16 protein-coding genes and 1 pseudogene are annotated in these 15,245 nt (G+C 70.2%); 4 read left to right on the plus strand and 13 right to left on the minus strand.

What is annotated here, in order from left to right; genetic code table 11:
- The first annotated feature begins 12 nt into the window (after positions 1-12).
- The 3 genes from ACGFH8_RS25090 to ACGFH8_RS25100 are packed head-to-tail and all read left to right on the plus strand — an operon-like array spanning position 13 to position 3,104.
- Positions 13-1,419: a selenium-binding family protein gene (locus tag ACGFH8_RS25090; protein WP_393371330.1), complete on the plus strand. Its 1,407-nt coding sequence runs from the start codon at positions 13-15 to the stop codon at positions 1,417-1,419.
- Positions 1,416-2,045, plus strand: coding sequence for a hypothetical protein (locus ACGFH8_RS25095; protein ID WP_393371332.1), 630 nt, complete (start codon positions 1,416-1,418; stop codon positions 2,043-2,045). Before ACGFH8_RS25090 ends, ACGFH8_RS25095 begins: the two co-directional genes overlap by 4 nt.
- 42 nt (positions 2,046-2,087) lie before the next feature.
- Positions 2,088-3,104: a methyltransferase gene (locus ACGFH8_RS25100; protein ID WP_393371335.1), complete on the plus strand. Its 1,017-nt coding sequence runs from the start codon at positions 2,088-2,090 to the stop codon at positions 3,102-3,104.
- A gap of 89 nt (positions 3,105-3,193) precedes the next feature.
- On the opposite strand, the gene ACGFH8_RS25105 is transcribed toward ACGFH8_RS25100, so the two are convergent.
- Positions 3,194-4,045, minus strand: a complete 852-nt coding sequence (locus ACGFH8_RS25105) for an alpha/beta fold hydrolase (RefSeq protein WP_393371338.1) — start codon at positions 4,043-4,045, stop codon at positions 3,194-3,196.
- Positions 4,046-4,184: 139 nt separating this feature from the next.
- On the opposite strand from ACGFH8_RS25105, the gene ACGFH8_RS25110 reads away from it, so the two are divergent.
- Positions 4,185-5,072, plus strand: a complete 888-nt coding sequence (locus ACGFH8_RS25110; protein WP_393371341.1) for a metallophosphoesterase family protein — start codon at positions 4,185-4,187, stop codon at positions 5,070-5,072.
- A gap of 179 nt (positions 5,073-5,251) precedes the next feature.
- On the opposite strand, the pseudogene ACGFH8_RS25115 reads toward ACGFH8_RS25110, so the two are convergent.
- The 12 genes and pseudogenes from ACGFH8_RS25115 to ACGFH8_RS25170 form a co-directional block, all read right to left on the minus strand.
- Positions 5,252-5,332 (minus strand): annotated as a pseudogene (locus tag ACGFH8_RS25115) (transposase family protein); the annotation flags it as partial.
- A 71-nt stretch (positions 5,333-5,403) separates the two neighbouring features.
- The gene (locus tag ACGFH8_RS25120) at positions 5,404-5,679 is read right to left on the minus strand and encodes a hypothetical protein (RefSeq protein WP_393371344.1); all 276 of its coding nucleotides are present in this window, start codon (positions 5,677-5,679) and stop codon (positions 5,404-5,406) included.
- Positions 5,680-5,913: 234 nt separating this feature from the next.
- Positions 5,914-6,318 (minus strand): SgcJ/EcaC family oxidoreductase, encoded by a 405-nt coding sequence (locus ACGFH8_RS25125; RefSeq protein ID WP_393371347.1) that lies wholly within the window; start codon positions 6,316-6,318, stop codon positions 5,914-5,916.
- A gap of 204 nt (positions 6,319-6,522) precedes the next feature.
- Positions 6,523-7,044 (minus strand): NUDIX hydrolase, encoded by a 522-nt coding sequence (locus ACGFH8_RS25130; protein WP_393371350.1) that lies wholly within the window; start codon positions 7,042-7,044, stop codon positions 6,523-6,525.
- A gap of 62 nt (positions 7,045-7,106) precedes the next feature.
- The gene (locus tag ACGFH8_RS25135; RefSeq protein WP_393371352.1) at positions 7,107-7,445 is read right to left on the minus strand and encodes a hypothetical protein; all 339 of its coding nucleotides are present in this window, start codon (positions 7,443-7,445) and stop codon (positions 7,107-7,109) included.
- A gap of 102 nt (positions 7,446-7,547) precedes the next feature.
- Positions 7,548-9,935 carry a discoidin domain-containing protein gene (locus ACGFH8_RS25140; protein WP_393371355.1) on the minus strand — a complete coding sequence of 796 codons (2,388 nt, stop codon included), beginning with the start codon at positions 9,933-9,935 and terminating at the stop codon, positions 7,548-7,550.
- A gap of 158 nt (positions 9,936-10,093) precedes the next feature.
- Complete coding sequence (locus tag ACGFH8_RS25145; protein WP_393371357.1) at positions 10,094-11,290, minus strand: YeiH family protein; 1,197 nt, start codon at positions 11,288-11,290, stop codon at positions 10,094-10,096.
- Entirely contained in the window at positions 11,290-11,436 is a 147-nt protein-coding gene (locus ACGFH8_RS25150) for a hypothetical protein (protein ID WP_393371359.1), read from the minus strand. The genes ACGFH8_RS25145 and ACGFH8_RS25150 overlap by 1 nt, the downstream gene beginning before the upstream one ends.
- 444 nt (positions 11,437-11,880) lie before the next feature.
- Entirely contained in the window at positions 11,881-13,095 is a 1,215-nt protein-coding gene (locus ACGFH8_RS25155; RefSeq protein ID WP_393371362.1) for a nucleotide disphospho-sugar-binding domain-containing protein, read from the minus strand.
- Positions 13,092-13,766, minus strand: coding sequence for a VC0807 family protein (locus ACGFH8_RS25160; RefSeq protein ID WP_393371365.1), 675 nt, complete (start codon positions 13,764-13,766; stop codon positions 13,092-13,094). The genes ACGFH8_RS25155 and ACGFH8_RS25160 overlap by 4 nt, the downstream gene beginning before the upstream one ends.
- The gene (locus ACGFH8_RS25165; protein WP_393371368.1) at positions 13,763-14,380 is read right to left on the minus strand and encodes a TetR/AcrR family transcriptional regulator; all 618 of its coding nucleotides are present in this window, start codon (positions 14,378-14,380) and stop codon (positions 13,763-13,765) included. Before ACGFH8_RS25165 ends, ACGFH8_RS25160 begins: the two co-directional genes overlap by 4 nt.
- Before the next feature lie 53 nt (positions 14,381-14,433).
- Positions 14,434-15,189, minus strand: coding sequence for an alpha/beta fold hydrolase (locus ACGFH8_RS25170; RefSeq protein WP_393371370.1), 756 nt, complete (start codon positions 15,187-15,189; stop codon positions 14,434-14,436).
- Positions 15,190-15,245 lie beyond the last annotated feature (56 nt).

A 15,245-nucleotide genomic window follows, 5' to 3' on the forward strand; every position in this document is an offset into this window, starting at 1 on the left:
AGCGGAGACCCGATGACCCGCTGGACCCCCGATCCCACGTTCTATCCCTCCCCGCGGGAGGCGGTGGCCGCGCCGGCGGAGAAGCTCGCGTACGTGGCGGCCTTCGACCGGACGGCCACACGCCCGGACGCCATCGTGGTGCTGGACACCGACCCCGACTCCCCCACCTACAGCACCGTGGTCGGCTGGACGGATCTGCCGCACCTCGGCGACGAGCTGCACCACTTCGGATGGAACGCGTGCAGCAGCGCGCTCTGCCCGACCGCCCCGCACCCGCACGTCGAGCGGCGCTACCTGATCGTGCCCGGTCTGCGGTCGTCGCGCATCCACGTGCTCGACACGCAGCCCGATCCGCGCCAGCCCCAGGTGGTCAAGGTCATCGGCCCGGAGGAGTTGGCGAAGAAGGCCGGCTACTCGCGCCCGCACACCGTGCACTGTGGTCCGGACGGCATCTACCTCTCCGCCCTCGGCGGCGCGGACGGCGCGGAGGGGCCGGGCGGCATCGCCATCCTCGACCACACCACGTTCGACGTACGCGGGGCGTGGGAGTCCGACCGGGGTCCGCAGTTCCTGGCGTACGACGTGTGGTGGCACCTCACCCAGGACGTGCTTGTCACGAGCGAGTGGGGCACCCCGTCGATGATCGAGGACGGGATCGTCGGTGAGTTGCTGCTGGGCCGACGCTACGGCCACGCGATCCACTTCTGGGACCTCGCGAAGCGTCGACACGTGCAGCGCGTCGACCTGGGCGATCAGTACCAGATGCCGCTGGAGCTGCGCCCCGCGCACGACCCGACGAAGTCGTACGGGTTCGTCGGGGTGGTGATCAGCGTCGAGGACCTGTCCGCCTCGGTGTGGCTGTGGCACCGCGACGGCGACGCCTGGGCGGTCACCAAGGTGATCGACATCCCGGCGGAGCCGGCCGACCCGGCCGATCTGCCCGACCTGCTCAAGCCGTTCGGCGCGGTGCCGCCGCTGGTGACCGACATCGACCTGTCCGTCGACGACAGGTTTCTCTACGTCTCCTGCTGGGGCACCGGGCAGCTCCGCCAGTACGACGTCAGCGACCCGCTGCACCCCGTGCAGACCGGCTCGGTACGCCTCGGTGGGATCGTCCGCCGGACCGCGCACCCGTCCGCGCCGGACGAGGCCCTCGCGGGCGGCCCGCAGATGGTCGAGGTCAGCCGCGACGGCCGGCGGGTCTACGTCAGCAACTCCCTCTACGGCGCCTGGGACGACCAGTTCTACCCCGACGGCGTGGGGGCCTGGCTGGCGAAGGTCGACGTCGACACCGACTCCGGCGGGCTCACCGCCGACGAGAGGTTCTTCCCGCACGGGGAGGAGTTCCGCGGGCTGCGGGTGCACCAGACCCGGTTGCAGGGCGGGGACGCGTCCTCCGACTCGTACTGCTTCCCGTGACCGTCACCACCTGGGTGACGCTCGCCGCGCTCGGCGCGTTCCACGGTCTGAACCCGGCGATGGGTTGGCTGTTCGCGGTGGCCCGGGGTCTGCAGGAGCGCAGCCGGGCGGCGCTGCTGCGGTCGCTGCCGCCGATCGCGGCGGGGCACCTCGCCTCGGTGGGTGTCGTCGCGGCGCTGGTCAGCGCGACCCGGTCGGTGACGGCGAGCACCGCCCTGGCGGTGGTCGGCGGTGTGCTGCTCGTCGCGTTCGGGCTGTGGCGGCTGCTCTCCGAACGGCACTTCCGCTGGGCGGGGATGCGGCTGTCCTCGGCGCAGCTCGCCGGCTGGTCGTTCCTCATGTCGTCGGCGCACGGCGCGGGGCTGATGCTGCTGCCGCTGCTGGTGGCCGCGCCGGTGTCCGGGGGTCATGCCGGGCACCTGGCCGCCGCGCCGGTCGGTGCGCTGTCCGGGCTCGCGGCGGCGGGGGTGCACACCGTGGCCATGCTCGGCACGGCCCTGGTCGTGGCGATGCTCGTCTACCAGGTGCTCGGGGTCGGGGTGCTGCGTCGGGCGTGGTTCAACGTTGATCGGCTCTGGGCCGGCGTGCTTGTCGCGGCCGGGCTCGTGACGCTCATCCGGGCGTGAACGACCATCGTGGATGAAGTGAACCTGTGATCTGATGTTTCCGTGACCACTCCCACTCCCCTCATGCGGCTGGTGGCCGGTGTCTGGGGGTTCAAGACCCTCGCCGTCGGCGTCGAGCTGGGCCTGTTCACCCGGCTGGCCAGCGGGCGGACGATGACCGTCGACGAGGTCGCCGCCGAGTTCGGGCTGCCCGACCGGCCCGCGGACCTGTTGCTGGCCGCCAGCGCCTCGCTCGGCCTGCTGGAGAAGGCCGGCGACGGCTACCGCAACACGGAGTTGGCCGAGCAGTTCCTGGTCGAGGGTCGCCCCTACTACTTCGGCGCGCAGGTGCGCTACTCGGACCTGCGCACCTACCTGCCCTGGCACCGCATCGGCGAGGCGCTGCGCACGGATCGGCCGTTGACCTGGGACCCGGAGGCCCAACAGTCGATGTTCGACACCGAAGATCCGGCGATGCTGGCCCAGTTCTGGGACGCGATGTTCTCCACGTCGAGCTTCACCGCCAGCGCGTTGGCCGACGCGTACGACTTCTCCGCGCATCGCCGCCTGCTCGACGTGGGCGGCGGGGCCGGCGCGTTCCCGATCGAGTTCTGCCGCCGCCTGCCGGACCTGCGGGCCACCGTGCTGGACCTGCCGCACGTGTGTGAACGGGCGCGGGAGCGGATCGCGGAGGCCGGTCTGACCGAACGGATCGAGGCGGTCGCCGGGGACTTCCTCGTCGACCCGGCGCTGCCGGGCGGGCACGACGTCATCCTGCTCAGCATGATCCTGCACGACTGGGACGAGCCCACGAACCGGGCGCTGCTGGCCCGCTGTCACGCGGCGCTGCCGCCCGGTGGGGCGATCGTCGTCTGTGAGCTGCTGCTCAACGACGAGCGCACCGGGCCGCCGGAGGCGGCGCTGATGGGCATGAACATGCTCGTCGAGACCGAGGGCGGGCGCAACTACTCGGGCGCGGAATACCGTGCCTGGCTCACCGACGCCGGTTTCGTCGACGTGCGTACGGTGCCGTTCGACGCCCCCGGCGCCAACGGCGCGGTGGTGGCGCACCGGCCCTGACCGACGCGACACCCGGCCCCGGTGCGAACCCTGGGCCGGGTGTCGCGGCGTCTCACGACGCCGGCGTCCGATCGGCTACCGGTACGGGGTCAGGCGCGAGCCTTGGCCGGCTGCTTCATGAAGTCCATGATCGCCTTGTTGACCTCGTCGGCGTGGGTCCACGGGATGCCGTGCGGAGCGCCCTTGAGAGTGATGAGGTTGGCGGTGGGCATCATCGGCCCCAGCCGCTGACCGGTCACCGGATAGGGCAGCACCCGGTCCTGGTCACCCTGCATGATCAAGATCGGTACGTCGATCTTCGGCAGGTCCTGGCGGAAGTCCTCCTGCCAGGCGTCCACACTGTCGTGGGTGGCCTTGGCCGAGGCCATCGCGCCGATCTGCCAGTGGCCCCGATACGCGTCCTCGCTGACCCGCTTGCCCATGTTCTGGTCCGGGTTGAAGAACGCGTCGCAGAACGACGTCAGGTACGCGTAGCGGTCCTTGATGATGGCGTCCTGGAAGCCCTTGAAGAGGCTCGTGTCGACGCCCTCCGGGTTGTCCTTCGCCTTGGCCAGCATGGGTTGCAGCGGGCTGAGGAGAACGCCGCGACTCACTCGGCGGGAGCCGTAGTTGGCCAGGTAGCGGACCACCTCGCCGGTGCCCATCGAGTGGCCGACCAGGGTCGCCTCGTTCAGGTCCAACTCGGTCATCAGCACGTCGAGGTCAGCCGCGAACGTGTTGTAGTCGTACCCGAAGGCTGGTTGCGCCGAGTTGCCGTAACCGCGTCGATCGTAGGTGATCGTCCGGTATCCGGCCTTGAGGAGCGCGTTCGTCGCCTTCTCGAAGGTCGCCCCGTTGAACGGGAAACCCGCGATCAGCACGACCGGCTTACCGGAACCGTGATCCTCGTAGTACAGGTCGATGGGCGCGGAGTTTTCCGTACCCACGGTGATGAAAGGCATGCTTGTCTCCTGCTCCGGTCTCGGGCTGTCGGACGTCGCGGCTTTCCCGCCGAGTCGGCGGATATGCCGGCGGCGGGAATCGCCCAGCACGCCGGACCGGGGGCGTGCCGATCGGGGCAGAAGCGCCTAGCCTCGACGCGTGAGTCCTTCTCCCCGGCTGCGGGCCGTCAGCGACCTGCACATCGCCTACCCGGAGAACCGCTCGTTCGTGCAGGAGCTGCGCCCGGAGCACGACGGCGACTGGCTGCTCGTCGCCGGTGACGTGGCCGAGCGGTACGCCGACGTCCAGTGGGCACTGGAGGTGCTGAGCAGCCGGTTCGCCACTGTCGTCTGGGCGCCGGGCAACCACGAGTTGTGGACCCCACCCAACGACCCGGTGCAACTGCGCGGCGAGGCGCGCTACCAGGAGCTGGTCCGACTGTGCCGTGGCCTGGGCGTCGTCACCCCGGAGGATCCGTACCCGGTCTGGGACGGCGTGGGCGGCCCGGCCACGATCGCCCCCCTCTTCGTGCTCTACGACTACACGTTCCGGGTGCCGGCGGCGCGTACCAAGCAGGAGTCACTGGATCTGGCGCACGCGGCCGGGGTGGTGTGCACGGACGAGGCGCTGCTGCACCCCGACCCCTACCCGAGCCGCGAGGCGTGGTGCGACGCCCGGATCACCGAGACCGAACGCCGGTTGGCCGCACGCGACCCGGCCCTGCCGACCGTGCTGGTCAACCACTATCCGCTGGTGCGCGAGCCGACCGACATCCTGTGGTACCCGGAGTTCGCCCAGTGGTGCGGCACCGTCCGCACCCGCGACTGGCACCTGCGCTTCGGCGCGGCCACAATGGTGTACGGGCACCTGCACATCCCCCGCACCACGTTCCATGACGAGGTGCGGTTCGAGGAGGTCTCGCTGGGCTACCCGCGCGAGTGGCGGCGGCGCGGGCCGGTGCCCGATCCCGTGCGCACCATCAACCCCGCCGAGGACGTCCGCCGGATGCGCGGCCTCTCCGGCTCCTCCCGGCCGGTCAGCGGATAACCGCCGCCAGTCGCGCCACACCCGGCCGCGCGCGGGCCACGCGCGGGCCGAGCCGGTTCAAGATCGACTCGGTTTCCGCGATATCGCGGTGTCCGAGCGGCTCGGACACCCCGGCTTCACCGAAACCGAGTCGATCATCATCGCTTTCCCAACAGTCGGGAGGCGGACTCGGCTAAGCGAGCGGCGGAGTGCGACACCCCGAACAGCGGGCCGATCTGGCGCATGGTCAAGTTGGTGCGCCAGTACACGGCCACGAGCAGTAGATCGATGATCACCCACGCTTTGAACCCGGACCGCCACCGGGCTAGCGAGAAATCGATTGGATCCGCCGCTACCTGTCGTAGCCGCACACGTCATGTACCCAGTCGTCCAGATACCGCTCAACGGCGGTTCGGTCGGCGGAATCGAGCGCCAACCACTCTCGTGCTGCGCGTTGCATTTCGGCCCTGGCCTGCTGCCCGTCCTCTGGCTTCAACTCCACCCAGTCGGTGAGCGCGCCCCAGATCAGTTGCATGTTGTAAGCCAGTTCGCCTGCAGCGCGTCCGGAGGCGTCCCACAGCTCCATCCCCACCTCGTAGGGATCCTGAGCGGTCACGAGCTGCTCCACCAGCGCAGTCACCTTTGCGAGGTGCCCTACGTCCACGTCGTCCCAGGCTCGTCCGGTCACAACGGGACCATCGCATGCAGTGAAGATCGACGCCAATCACGAGACATCGTTTAGTCAGGGCCGGGCGAGGACGACAAACGTCGCCCTGCCCTGCCGATCATGAGGTTGACGGACGGTCTGATCTCCACGAGGCCCGCCAACTCCATGATCACCGGGGCGGTAGGGCGGGGCTGGTCAGTGACCGGCCAGCGGTGTGTTCTGGTACGCGGCGAACAGCCAGCGGCCCTCGAATCGCTGGGCGACCAGGGAGTACACGGTGCGCTTGTTGCTGTCGCTGGAACGGTTGTCCAGGTACTCGATGTGCCCGTGCGCGATCAGCAACGCCACATCGTTGGTGATGAAGCGGATGCTCTCGATCCGCCCGATCAGTCGGCTGTTTCGCGCCCACGCCGAGAAGATGATGTCGTGGCCGTCGATGATCTCCTGCCAGCCGTGCTCGATCATCCCGTTCGCGATGATGTAGTCCGCGTCGGGGGTGAAGCACTCGGCGTAGGCGAACGAATCGCCCCAACTGTCGAGCATGTGCTGGTAGTGATCGCGGATCGCGGCCTCGTCGGCGTAGCTGACGGTGGCGGTCATGGGAAGCCCCTCGTCTCGTAGGGCCAGGCAGGCCCGCTACGAAAAGGGCATCGCAGGAGGCCGTGGCACGAATGTGCGCCTGGCGGAAATCCTGCGAGGCGAGCCTGAGACTCGCTGGAGGATCGAAGACTCGATCCCTTCGGAGCCCGAGGCTCCTAAACATTGGTTTCCAGGAGCAACCGTACCAGGGCAGCGGTCAGGGGTTCACCTGTCCGCCTTCGGCAATTGACCAACTGGGATGCCTGCCTCAATCAGGATTCGGCGGTAAATCGGCTCCCAACCGGTCGGGACAGACAACGCGTCCCACACGCCTTCCAGAGGGACGAGACGACGCTCGACCATCTCGTGCTCGGGCGTCCACGCATCCAGGCGGACATCCGCGCGCCACAGTGCCCGCACGAGCACGAGACCCTGCTCCGGCCCCCTCCTGCACCACCCGCGGCTGAAGCCCAGCAATCGACAGCCGAGCACCGTCGCGCACGCCTCTTCGCTCACCTCACGGGCCAGGGTGTCGGACCAGTCCTCGCCGGCTTCCGGGCGTCCGCCCGGAAACTGCCAGTGGTTGCCGTCGTCGCGGACCAGGATCACACGACCACCGACCACGCAGACCCCGGTCGATCCGTGTGGGGTGCCAGCGGGGAGGTTCGACGGCGGATACCAGGAGGACTGCCAGTGGTCGCCAGCCGTGATGATGTCGACGGCTTCCCTGTCGGTTGCGATGTGCACCACGCGATGCTCAGCCCGTCCATGTGGTTACGGCGTGATCTCTCCGATGCCTCGCGGCCACGTCACCGGGTAATACCGACAACCGTCGCCAGTCGCGTCACGCCCGCCAGCGCCGGCTTCGCGCGGGCGACATCGGCGATGAGGGTACGCGCCAACGGCCGGCCCCGGACCTCGTCCAGCGCGACGTGATCCGCGTCGACCTCCCGGGACTTCCTCGGTGCGCTGAGATACCACACGGGCCCCAGCAGCAAGGGTCGCGGCCCACGTGAGACCACGATCAACTCGGTTTCCGGGATATCGCGGTGTCCCACACCCCGCTCGCCGGAGCCGGCGGCGGCCAGGGCCGCTTGGAGCAGCAGCGTCCCGCCCAGGGCCCACTCCCCCGGCGACCGCCGCGTCACGAGGCGGGACCTGCTCGGTTTCGGTCGAGATGTTGCCATAACGACAGCTCCCAATGAGGCGGGCGGCCGCCGGTCCGCGTACGGCGACCGCCCAACCGCTGCTCAGCTCGCGTACACCTCCAGGCCCGACAGCTGTCCGGCCGGCCAGCCGGTGTTGCCGGTGACGGTGATCCGCACGTACCGCGTCTGCGCGGCACTGAAGGTGACCGTCACCTGGTTGCCACTGGCCGGGTCGAACGTGCGCCCCGCCGAACCCGACAACGTCCCGAAGCTCCCCCCGTCGACGCTCCCCTGCACCGCGATGGTCTGCGTCCGACTGCCCCAGGCCGACGACGGCGGCAGCTTCAATACCACCCGCCCGACCGCCCGTGCGGAACCCAGATCGACCTGCACCCACTGGGGAAACGCGCTGTTGGCGCTCTCCCAGTAGCTGTTCGCGTCACCGTCGACCACGTTGCCCGACCCGTAGCTCTGGACGTGACTGCTCTCCGAGGTGGACCGACCCCGGGCAAGGTCCGCGTTGGCCGGGGCGTCGGTGGTGACCGTGACCGCGGAGGACGCGCTGGAGCTGTTGCCGGCCGCGTCGCGCGCGGTCACCGTGAACGTGTACGCGGTGTTCGCGCTCAGCCCACTCACGGTCGCCGTGGTGCCGGTGACGGTGGCGACCACGGTGCCACCCTGCCGCACCTGGTAACCGGTCACTCCGTTGTCGTCGGTGGACGCCGTCCAGGCCAGGGACACGCTCGTCGAGGTCTTGCCGGTCACGGTGAGGCCGCTCGGCGTGCTCGGCGGGTTGTCCGTGGTGCCGCTGGCGGCGTACACCTCGACCTGGGCGAGTTGCGCGGCCGGCCAGCCGGTGTTGCCGCCGATGCTGAGACGGACGTAGCGGGTCGTGGTGGTCGGCAGCGTGCGGGTGACGGTGTTGCCGTTGGCCGGGTCGAAGGCGAACGCCGAGGCCCCGGCGATGGTGCTGAACGATCCACCGTCGACGCTGCCCTGCACGGTGAGGGTCTGGGTACGCGCGCCCCAGCCGGCGGGCAGTCGTACCACGAGCTTGTTGACCTGGTGGCTGGCGCCGAGGTCGACCTGCCACCAGTGCGGGAACGCGCCGCCGCCGCTCTCCCAGTAGCTGCCGGCATTGGAGTCCACCGCGTTGCCCGACGGGAAGCCGCCGCCCTGGCTGCTCGCCGAGGTTGACTTGCCGGCGGCCAGGTCCCCGCCGGTCGGGGGCGGGGTGCCGGTCGTCGGTGGGGTGGGGCGGACCGCGGTGAGCGCGAGTTGGCCCTTGAGCATCCGGCCACCGTCGGCGGTGATCCGCAGATAGTAGTCGGAGGAGCAGGCCACGCCGTCCTCGTCCAGGGCGCGGATGTTCGCGCCGGCCGGGGTGGTGGCCTGGGTCTCGGACGTCTTGGCGATCTGGTTGCCCTCGTTGTACTCGTCGAACATGGACACGTACAGGCCCTGGGAGCCGAGCCGGACCATGTTGTAGATGTGCCGCCAGTAGAAGTCGCCGTGGCGGCGGTGGCCACCTGCGAGGTCACCGGGCATCACGCAGGGCAGGTAGTCGATGCCGCGCGCCGCGCAGTCGGCCATGTCGCCGATGTTGACGTTGTTGTAGTACGAGTCGAGCCCTTCCAGGGTGTCGGTCCGGTAGACCATCCAGGGCGAGATCGCGTTGAAGGCGTGGTAGACGTCGAGGAAGCCGGGGCGGGAGTCCTCTCGGCCGAGCCGCCACCAGGTGGGCACGCCACCGATGACGTAGCAGCCCTGCGCCTTGAACCAGTTGATGACCTCCAGGCAGGGCCCGGGGGTGAAGGGTCGACTCGATTCGCTGAAGCCGAAGCCCCAGATGCAGACGACCGGCTTGCCGTTCTGCCGGGCGTACGCGCTGGACGCGGTGTGCGTCGACATCTTCGTCGTCCAGTCGGTCTTGATGTCCGACTGCATTGTCAGCCAGTCGGTGACGTCGTACATGATGTAGAACTTGCGGCCGTAGCGCTCGGCCGCCGAGCGGACCTTCAGCGTCATCGCGTCGCGGGTCGGCCCCTCGTCGCCGGTCGGGTTGAAGCGTTGCAGGGCGGCGGTGTCGCAGCCGTACTCCTGCATCCACCGGAAGTGGGTGTCGACCGTCTGCTGGTCGTAGGAGGAGAAGAGGGTGGCCGGCGATCCGTTGCCCAGGTTGGGGTACGCGGTCGGGTAGCTGCGTGTGTACTCGCGCATGTCCGGCCAGGACACGATCGTGGTGTTCGCGGGCGAGGGCGGCTGGAACCGGTCGCGGCTCCAGTGCCACCAGCCGCCGATCGGCGCGGAGTCGCCGGGGGCGCTGAACCAGCCCTGGTAGCCGACCGTCACCTTGCCGACCACGTCCCCGGGGGGACTGGCGGCGGAGGCGGGGCTGGCCAGGGCGGTGAGCAGCTCGGTGGTGGAGGCGGCGGCGAGGGCGGACCCACCCAGCACCGACGTGACGAACCTGCGGCGGGAGACCGCCATGTGGACCACTCCTTCGGGACGGAAGGCATTGACGGCCATCGTGGCAGGAGTGGTTGCCGCACCGCAAGAGTACGACTGATCGATGAAATTATTCGTCAGCGCAGCGGAAGTAGTAGAGCGCCCCGCCCCGGGATGTCGAGGGGCGGGGCGCGAGCCGTTCAGGCCGAGAAGTTGCGGAACAACAGCGACGCCAGGCCGAGCGCCAACGCGAGGTTGAAGACTGTGGCACTGGCGAACACGGCCACCGGCCGCCACCCGGCCTCCCGCAGGGACGCGACCCGGACCTCCAGGCCGATGCTGACGAACGCCAGGATCAGGAACCAGACGCGCAGGTCGTTGACGATCGCGATGGTGGCCTTGCCGTCCGCACCGGACCCGTCGAGGTACCAGGTGGCGATGACCGAGGCGGCGATGAAGCCCAGGACGAACTTCGGAAACCGGGTCCACAGCTCGCGCAGGCCCGGCCGTTCCGCGCCGGGCCGCCGCTCCACCCGCAGGGTGAAGTACGCGGTGAGCGCGACCGCGACCACACCCATCAGCGCGTTCTGGGTGACCTTGACGATGCTGGCGATCTGGAGCGCCTCCTCACCGGCGATCGCCCCGGCGGCGGTGACCGCGGCGGTGGTGTCGATGTTGCCGCCGATCCAGGCGCCGGCGACCGCGTCGGACAGCCCGAACACGTCGGCCAGCCAGGGCAGGATGAAGATCGACGGCAGCGCGAAGATGATGACCAGGCTCGCCGTGTAGGCCAACTGTTCCCGCCGCGCCCGTACCGCGCCGGCGGCGGCGATCGCCGCGCTGACCCCGCAGATCGACACCGCCGACGCGAGCAACGCGCGCAGCTTGTCCTCGAGGCCGAACTTGCCGGCCAGCCACCAGGTGAAGAAGAAGACCCCGCTGATCAGCAGGATCGCCTGGGCGATGGCCGGGCCAGCGGCACTTTTGATGACGGCGAGGTTGATCGAGGCTCCGAGCAGCACGAGGCCGGTCTTGATGAAGAACTCGGTCCGGAACGCGGCGGCGATCCGGTCCCGCCACCCCAGCAGCGTGACGGCGACGTTGCCCAGCAGGCCCAGCAGGATGGCGTAGACCGGGTACTCGATCGCCGCCCCGATGTCCTCGACGGCGGTGCCCTCGGCCCACCCGGGAACGTTCTGCTCCAGATAGCGGGTGAGCGCCGCGAGGCCGAGCACGATCACCAGGCCGAGTGCCGTCCAGGCCCAGAACCGACCATCGCGCGCCGTACGGGTGGGGCCGGCCGGGTCCACGGTGGTGGGTGGGCCGCTGGCCGGGGCAGGCTCGACGGCGTCGCCGGTGCCCGTCGCGTCGTCCGCCCGGGTCGCGTCCGTGGTCATCAGGGCACCAGCCCGGCGGGGATGGCACCGAGCAGGACCAGGGCGAGCAGCGCCAGGCCGAGGACGGTCGCCACCCAGTCCTCGTTGAACGCGAGGCGGGACTCGCCCGCCGTCGGTCGGGTGGCCGGTGATTCGTCGGATGTCATGGCGTACCTCCATGGGTGTGAACCGATCCGGCCGTGCCGGATCGGTCGGAAGTGCGGTGCGGTGCCTCGCCGGCGCGCAGGGGTGGCGGTTCGACGCGGATCCGGCGGTGCGGCCGGAGGAGAGATGCGGTGGCGCGGTGCTCAGTCGGTGGCCGGGGTGCCCGGACAGAGCTCACTGGCGGTCCGCATCAGGTCGACGACCCGACGCGAGGTGAGGAACGGACCGACCGGCATTCCCGCATTTTCCTACCTGCGGGATAGGAATTCAAGACCGTCGACGCGGATTCTCCACCCACCGCACCGCGCGGCGTCACCGACGACGAGGCCGGAGCCTCGCCGGCTCCGGCCCCGTCGGTGCGCCCGAGATCGGTCATGATGTGGTGCAGCCGCACACCCGGTCCAGCCCCGGCATCGGGGTGAGCTCGACGGAGGACGGAACCGCGGTCATGCACCGACCTCATCCCGATCGGACGCGAGGGCCGTCTCCACCGCGTCCGCTGCCGCTCGGCGCCCACCGGCGGCCCGCACCTTCGCGGAGGCGGCGCCCAACCGCTCGCGCATCGTCGGATCGTGCGCGAGGTCGCGCATCCTGGCCACGCCCTCGTCCCCGCTCGGGGCACCGCCGTCCGGGAGGTTCACGCCGAGACCGAGGGCCTCGACCCGTGCCGCGACGAGGTGCTGCTCGCTTGTGCGCGGCGCACACACCATCGGGACGGCGAACCAGAGGGCCTCCATGACGCTGCCCATCCCGGCATGCGTGACGAAGAGGTCGGCCTGTGCCAACGCGGCGAGCTGGTCGACGTGCTCGTGCGCTTCGACCCGGTCGGGCACCGTCCCGAGAGTGGCGACCGGGAACCCGCCGGTGGACACGAGCACCCGGTGGTTCGGCGCCGCGGTGGCCGCGGAGCGGACCAGTGACCGTACCGCTTCCGGCTCGGCCGCTGCGGTGCCCGCGCTGACGTACACGAGCCGTTCGTGCCGCGCGGGTCCGGTGCCGAGCCGCGAGCCCAGACACGGTCCGACGAAGTGGTGGTCCGTGCCGAACTCGTCTCCGTTCCACTGGAACCAGCGCGGGAGGAACGCGACCGATCGCCGCTCGCGCGCCTCGGCCAGATCGCGGACGGTGCTGCGCTCGACTCCCCAGCGCGCGGAGAACTGGTCGAGCTGGTCCTGCAACGGCGTAAAGGCGGGATGTGCCGGGTCGAGCACGCTCGTCTGGCCGGTGGCCGCGGCCAGCGACCAGGCCGGCCCCTGGGCGAAGGACGGGAACAACGCCACCGCCGGCCGGTCGAGCAGCTGCGCCAGCGCGCGGCCGGCCGGGTGGGCGGCCCGGTCGTAGAGCAGGACGTCGGGAACGTCGCGGCCCAGGACGGGGATGACCTGGGGTACGACGGCGGCTGCCTCCGCCAGCAGTACGAACGGCAGCCACACCGCGAAATCGCTCGGCGGCGTCGACGACGGCCGCGCGACGAGCGTCGACTCATAGGTGACGACGTCAGCGCCGGCACGGCTCGCCGCAGGTGCCGCGACGTCCGGGACGAAACAGGTGACCCGATGCCCGCGCTCCCGCAATTCCGTGATCACGTCGAGCACGGGAAGCAGGTGCCCGGTGGCCCCGACGGCGAGGACCGCGACGTGCGCGCCGATCGTCGTGCTCACGCGCGCAGCCCGTGTCGGGCGGTGTACCAGAAGAACCAGGACAGCAGCCCGGCGAGCATGACGACGTACTGCACGTTGGTGACCGTCGCGACCGCGTCGAGGTCGATCACCGAGGCGATCGCGACGCGGACCACTGCGTCCAGCAGCAGCACCACGCCGACCACCACGCTCACCAGGCGCAGCCGGCGCCGGAAGACGGGATCGTCGATCCAGCGCCGCTGCCACGCCGCGGCTCCGGCATCGCCGACCTTGGCCGTGGCGATGACCGTGCCGAGGTGGAGCATGAACGGCCGCTTCATGGTCAGCGACAGCAGCACCCAGGCGCCGAGCAGGCCGGTGAGCCATCCGTCCTTGATGTAGAGCAGGCGGGCGTCGCCGGTGACCACGCTCAACGCGCCTCCCGCGACGAACAGGCTGACGACCACGAGGCCGGCGACGTCGACCCGTCGGCTGCGGGCGGCGACCAGGGCGGCGTTCGCGGCGGGAACCGCGCCCGCGGCGAGGGTTGCGGCCAGCACGTCGGCGCCCATGGCGCGGAGCGCGTAGTAGACGACAAGCGGCAGGACCGCGTCGACGACGACTCGTCCGACCAGAGCGCGGCGCGCACCCCGTCTCACCCGCACCTCGGCGGCGTCTGTCGCGTCCTTCGGGTCGTCGTCGACCAGCCTCACGAGAGCACCTCCCCGAGATCCCCCGAGGTCGGGTCCACGGTGACCGCGCGATCGAAGATCGCGCACAACTCCTCCGCGTAGGCGGCCAGGTCCATCCCGTCTCCGCGGGCGAACCGCTCCACAGCGGCATCGACAGCGGCGCGGACCGTCACCGCCATCACGACCGGGTCGAACCGGCGCAGCTCCCCGGACTCCTGACCGGAGACGAACAGCTGCGCCAGCAGCACCACCGGCACGTCCTCGCGAAGATCCGCGTCCGTCGTGTCCCGGGGCAGGTTGCGGGCGATCTCGACCGCGGCACGCGCGTACGCCGGTCGTTCGCCGAGAAAGCGGAAGTTCGAGCGCAGGTACGCGGCGAGCTTGCCGCGCGCCGACGCCTCGGCCTCGATCGCCGGAACCATGAACTGCTGCGCCCGCTCACCGATGTGGCGCAACGCCGCAGCGACCAGCTCCTGCTTGGTGTCGTAGTGGTACGTGATGAGCCGCGTGCTGCTGAGTCGCGCCGTCTCGACGATCCGCGCGAACGTCGCCCCCGCGTAGCCGTGCTCGGCCAGCAACTCGACGACCGCCTCCAGAATCCGCGTCTTCCGATCGAGCTCCGGTGTTATCTGCATGGATAAAATAGCAGCACATGGCAGCCCTCCGCGTCAAGCGAAGGCGTTGCCGTCTAGAGGTCGGTCAGGAACTCGTCGATCATCGGGGCCAGCCAGTCGGCGCGCTGCGGGATCGAGGTGTGCGTGGTGCCGGGCAGGATGGCCAGCCGGCAGGCCGGCAGACCGGTCAGGTCGCCGGGCACCGCGCCGCCGAGCAGTCGGAACATCAGCACCGCGTGCTCCGGCTGGACGATGTCCGAGTCGGCCAGCACGATCATCGTCGGTGCGGCAAGCGCACGGATCTGCTCGGGCGTCCACTGCGGCAGGTTCGCGTCCAGCGCCTTCATCTTGGTGACCAGGTTGGCCCACCCCGCCGGGTCCGGCGCGGTCCGCAGGTACTCCTCGTGGAACTCCGAGCCGTGCAGGTGCTCGGGTTGCAGGTCCTGGATCCCGTCCAGGAGCCCGGGGTGCAGGCCGTCGTCGTCGAAGCTCACCGAGGCGAGCACCAGCCGCCCGACCCGGTCGGGGTGATCGGTGCCGAGGCGCAGCGCGACCGCCGCGCCCATGCTCCAGCCGAACACGTCGGCCCGCGCGATGCCCAGCCGGTCGAGCAGTTCCACCACGTCGGCGGCGAAGTGCTCCACGGTCAGCGGGCGGTCGGTGTCCGGCGTGCGGCCGTGGGCCTGCAACTCGACGGCGAGCACCTGTCGGGTCTTCGCCAGCAACGGCAGGATCGTGCCGAACGAGGTGCCGATGCCGGAGAGCGCTCCGTGGATCAGCACCAGGGGGCGGCCCTCGCCGTTGCCATGTGTCTCGTGGTAGATGTCCATGCCCACACGGTGCGCCAGCGCGCTTACGGTCCGCTTTCGATCCCCTTGTCGAGGCT

This window comes from Micromonospora sp. NPDC049175 (assembly GCF_043197345.1).
Classification (GTDB): domain Bacteria; phylum Actinomycetota; class Actinomycetes; order Mycobacteriales; family Micromonosporaceae; genus Micromonospora.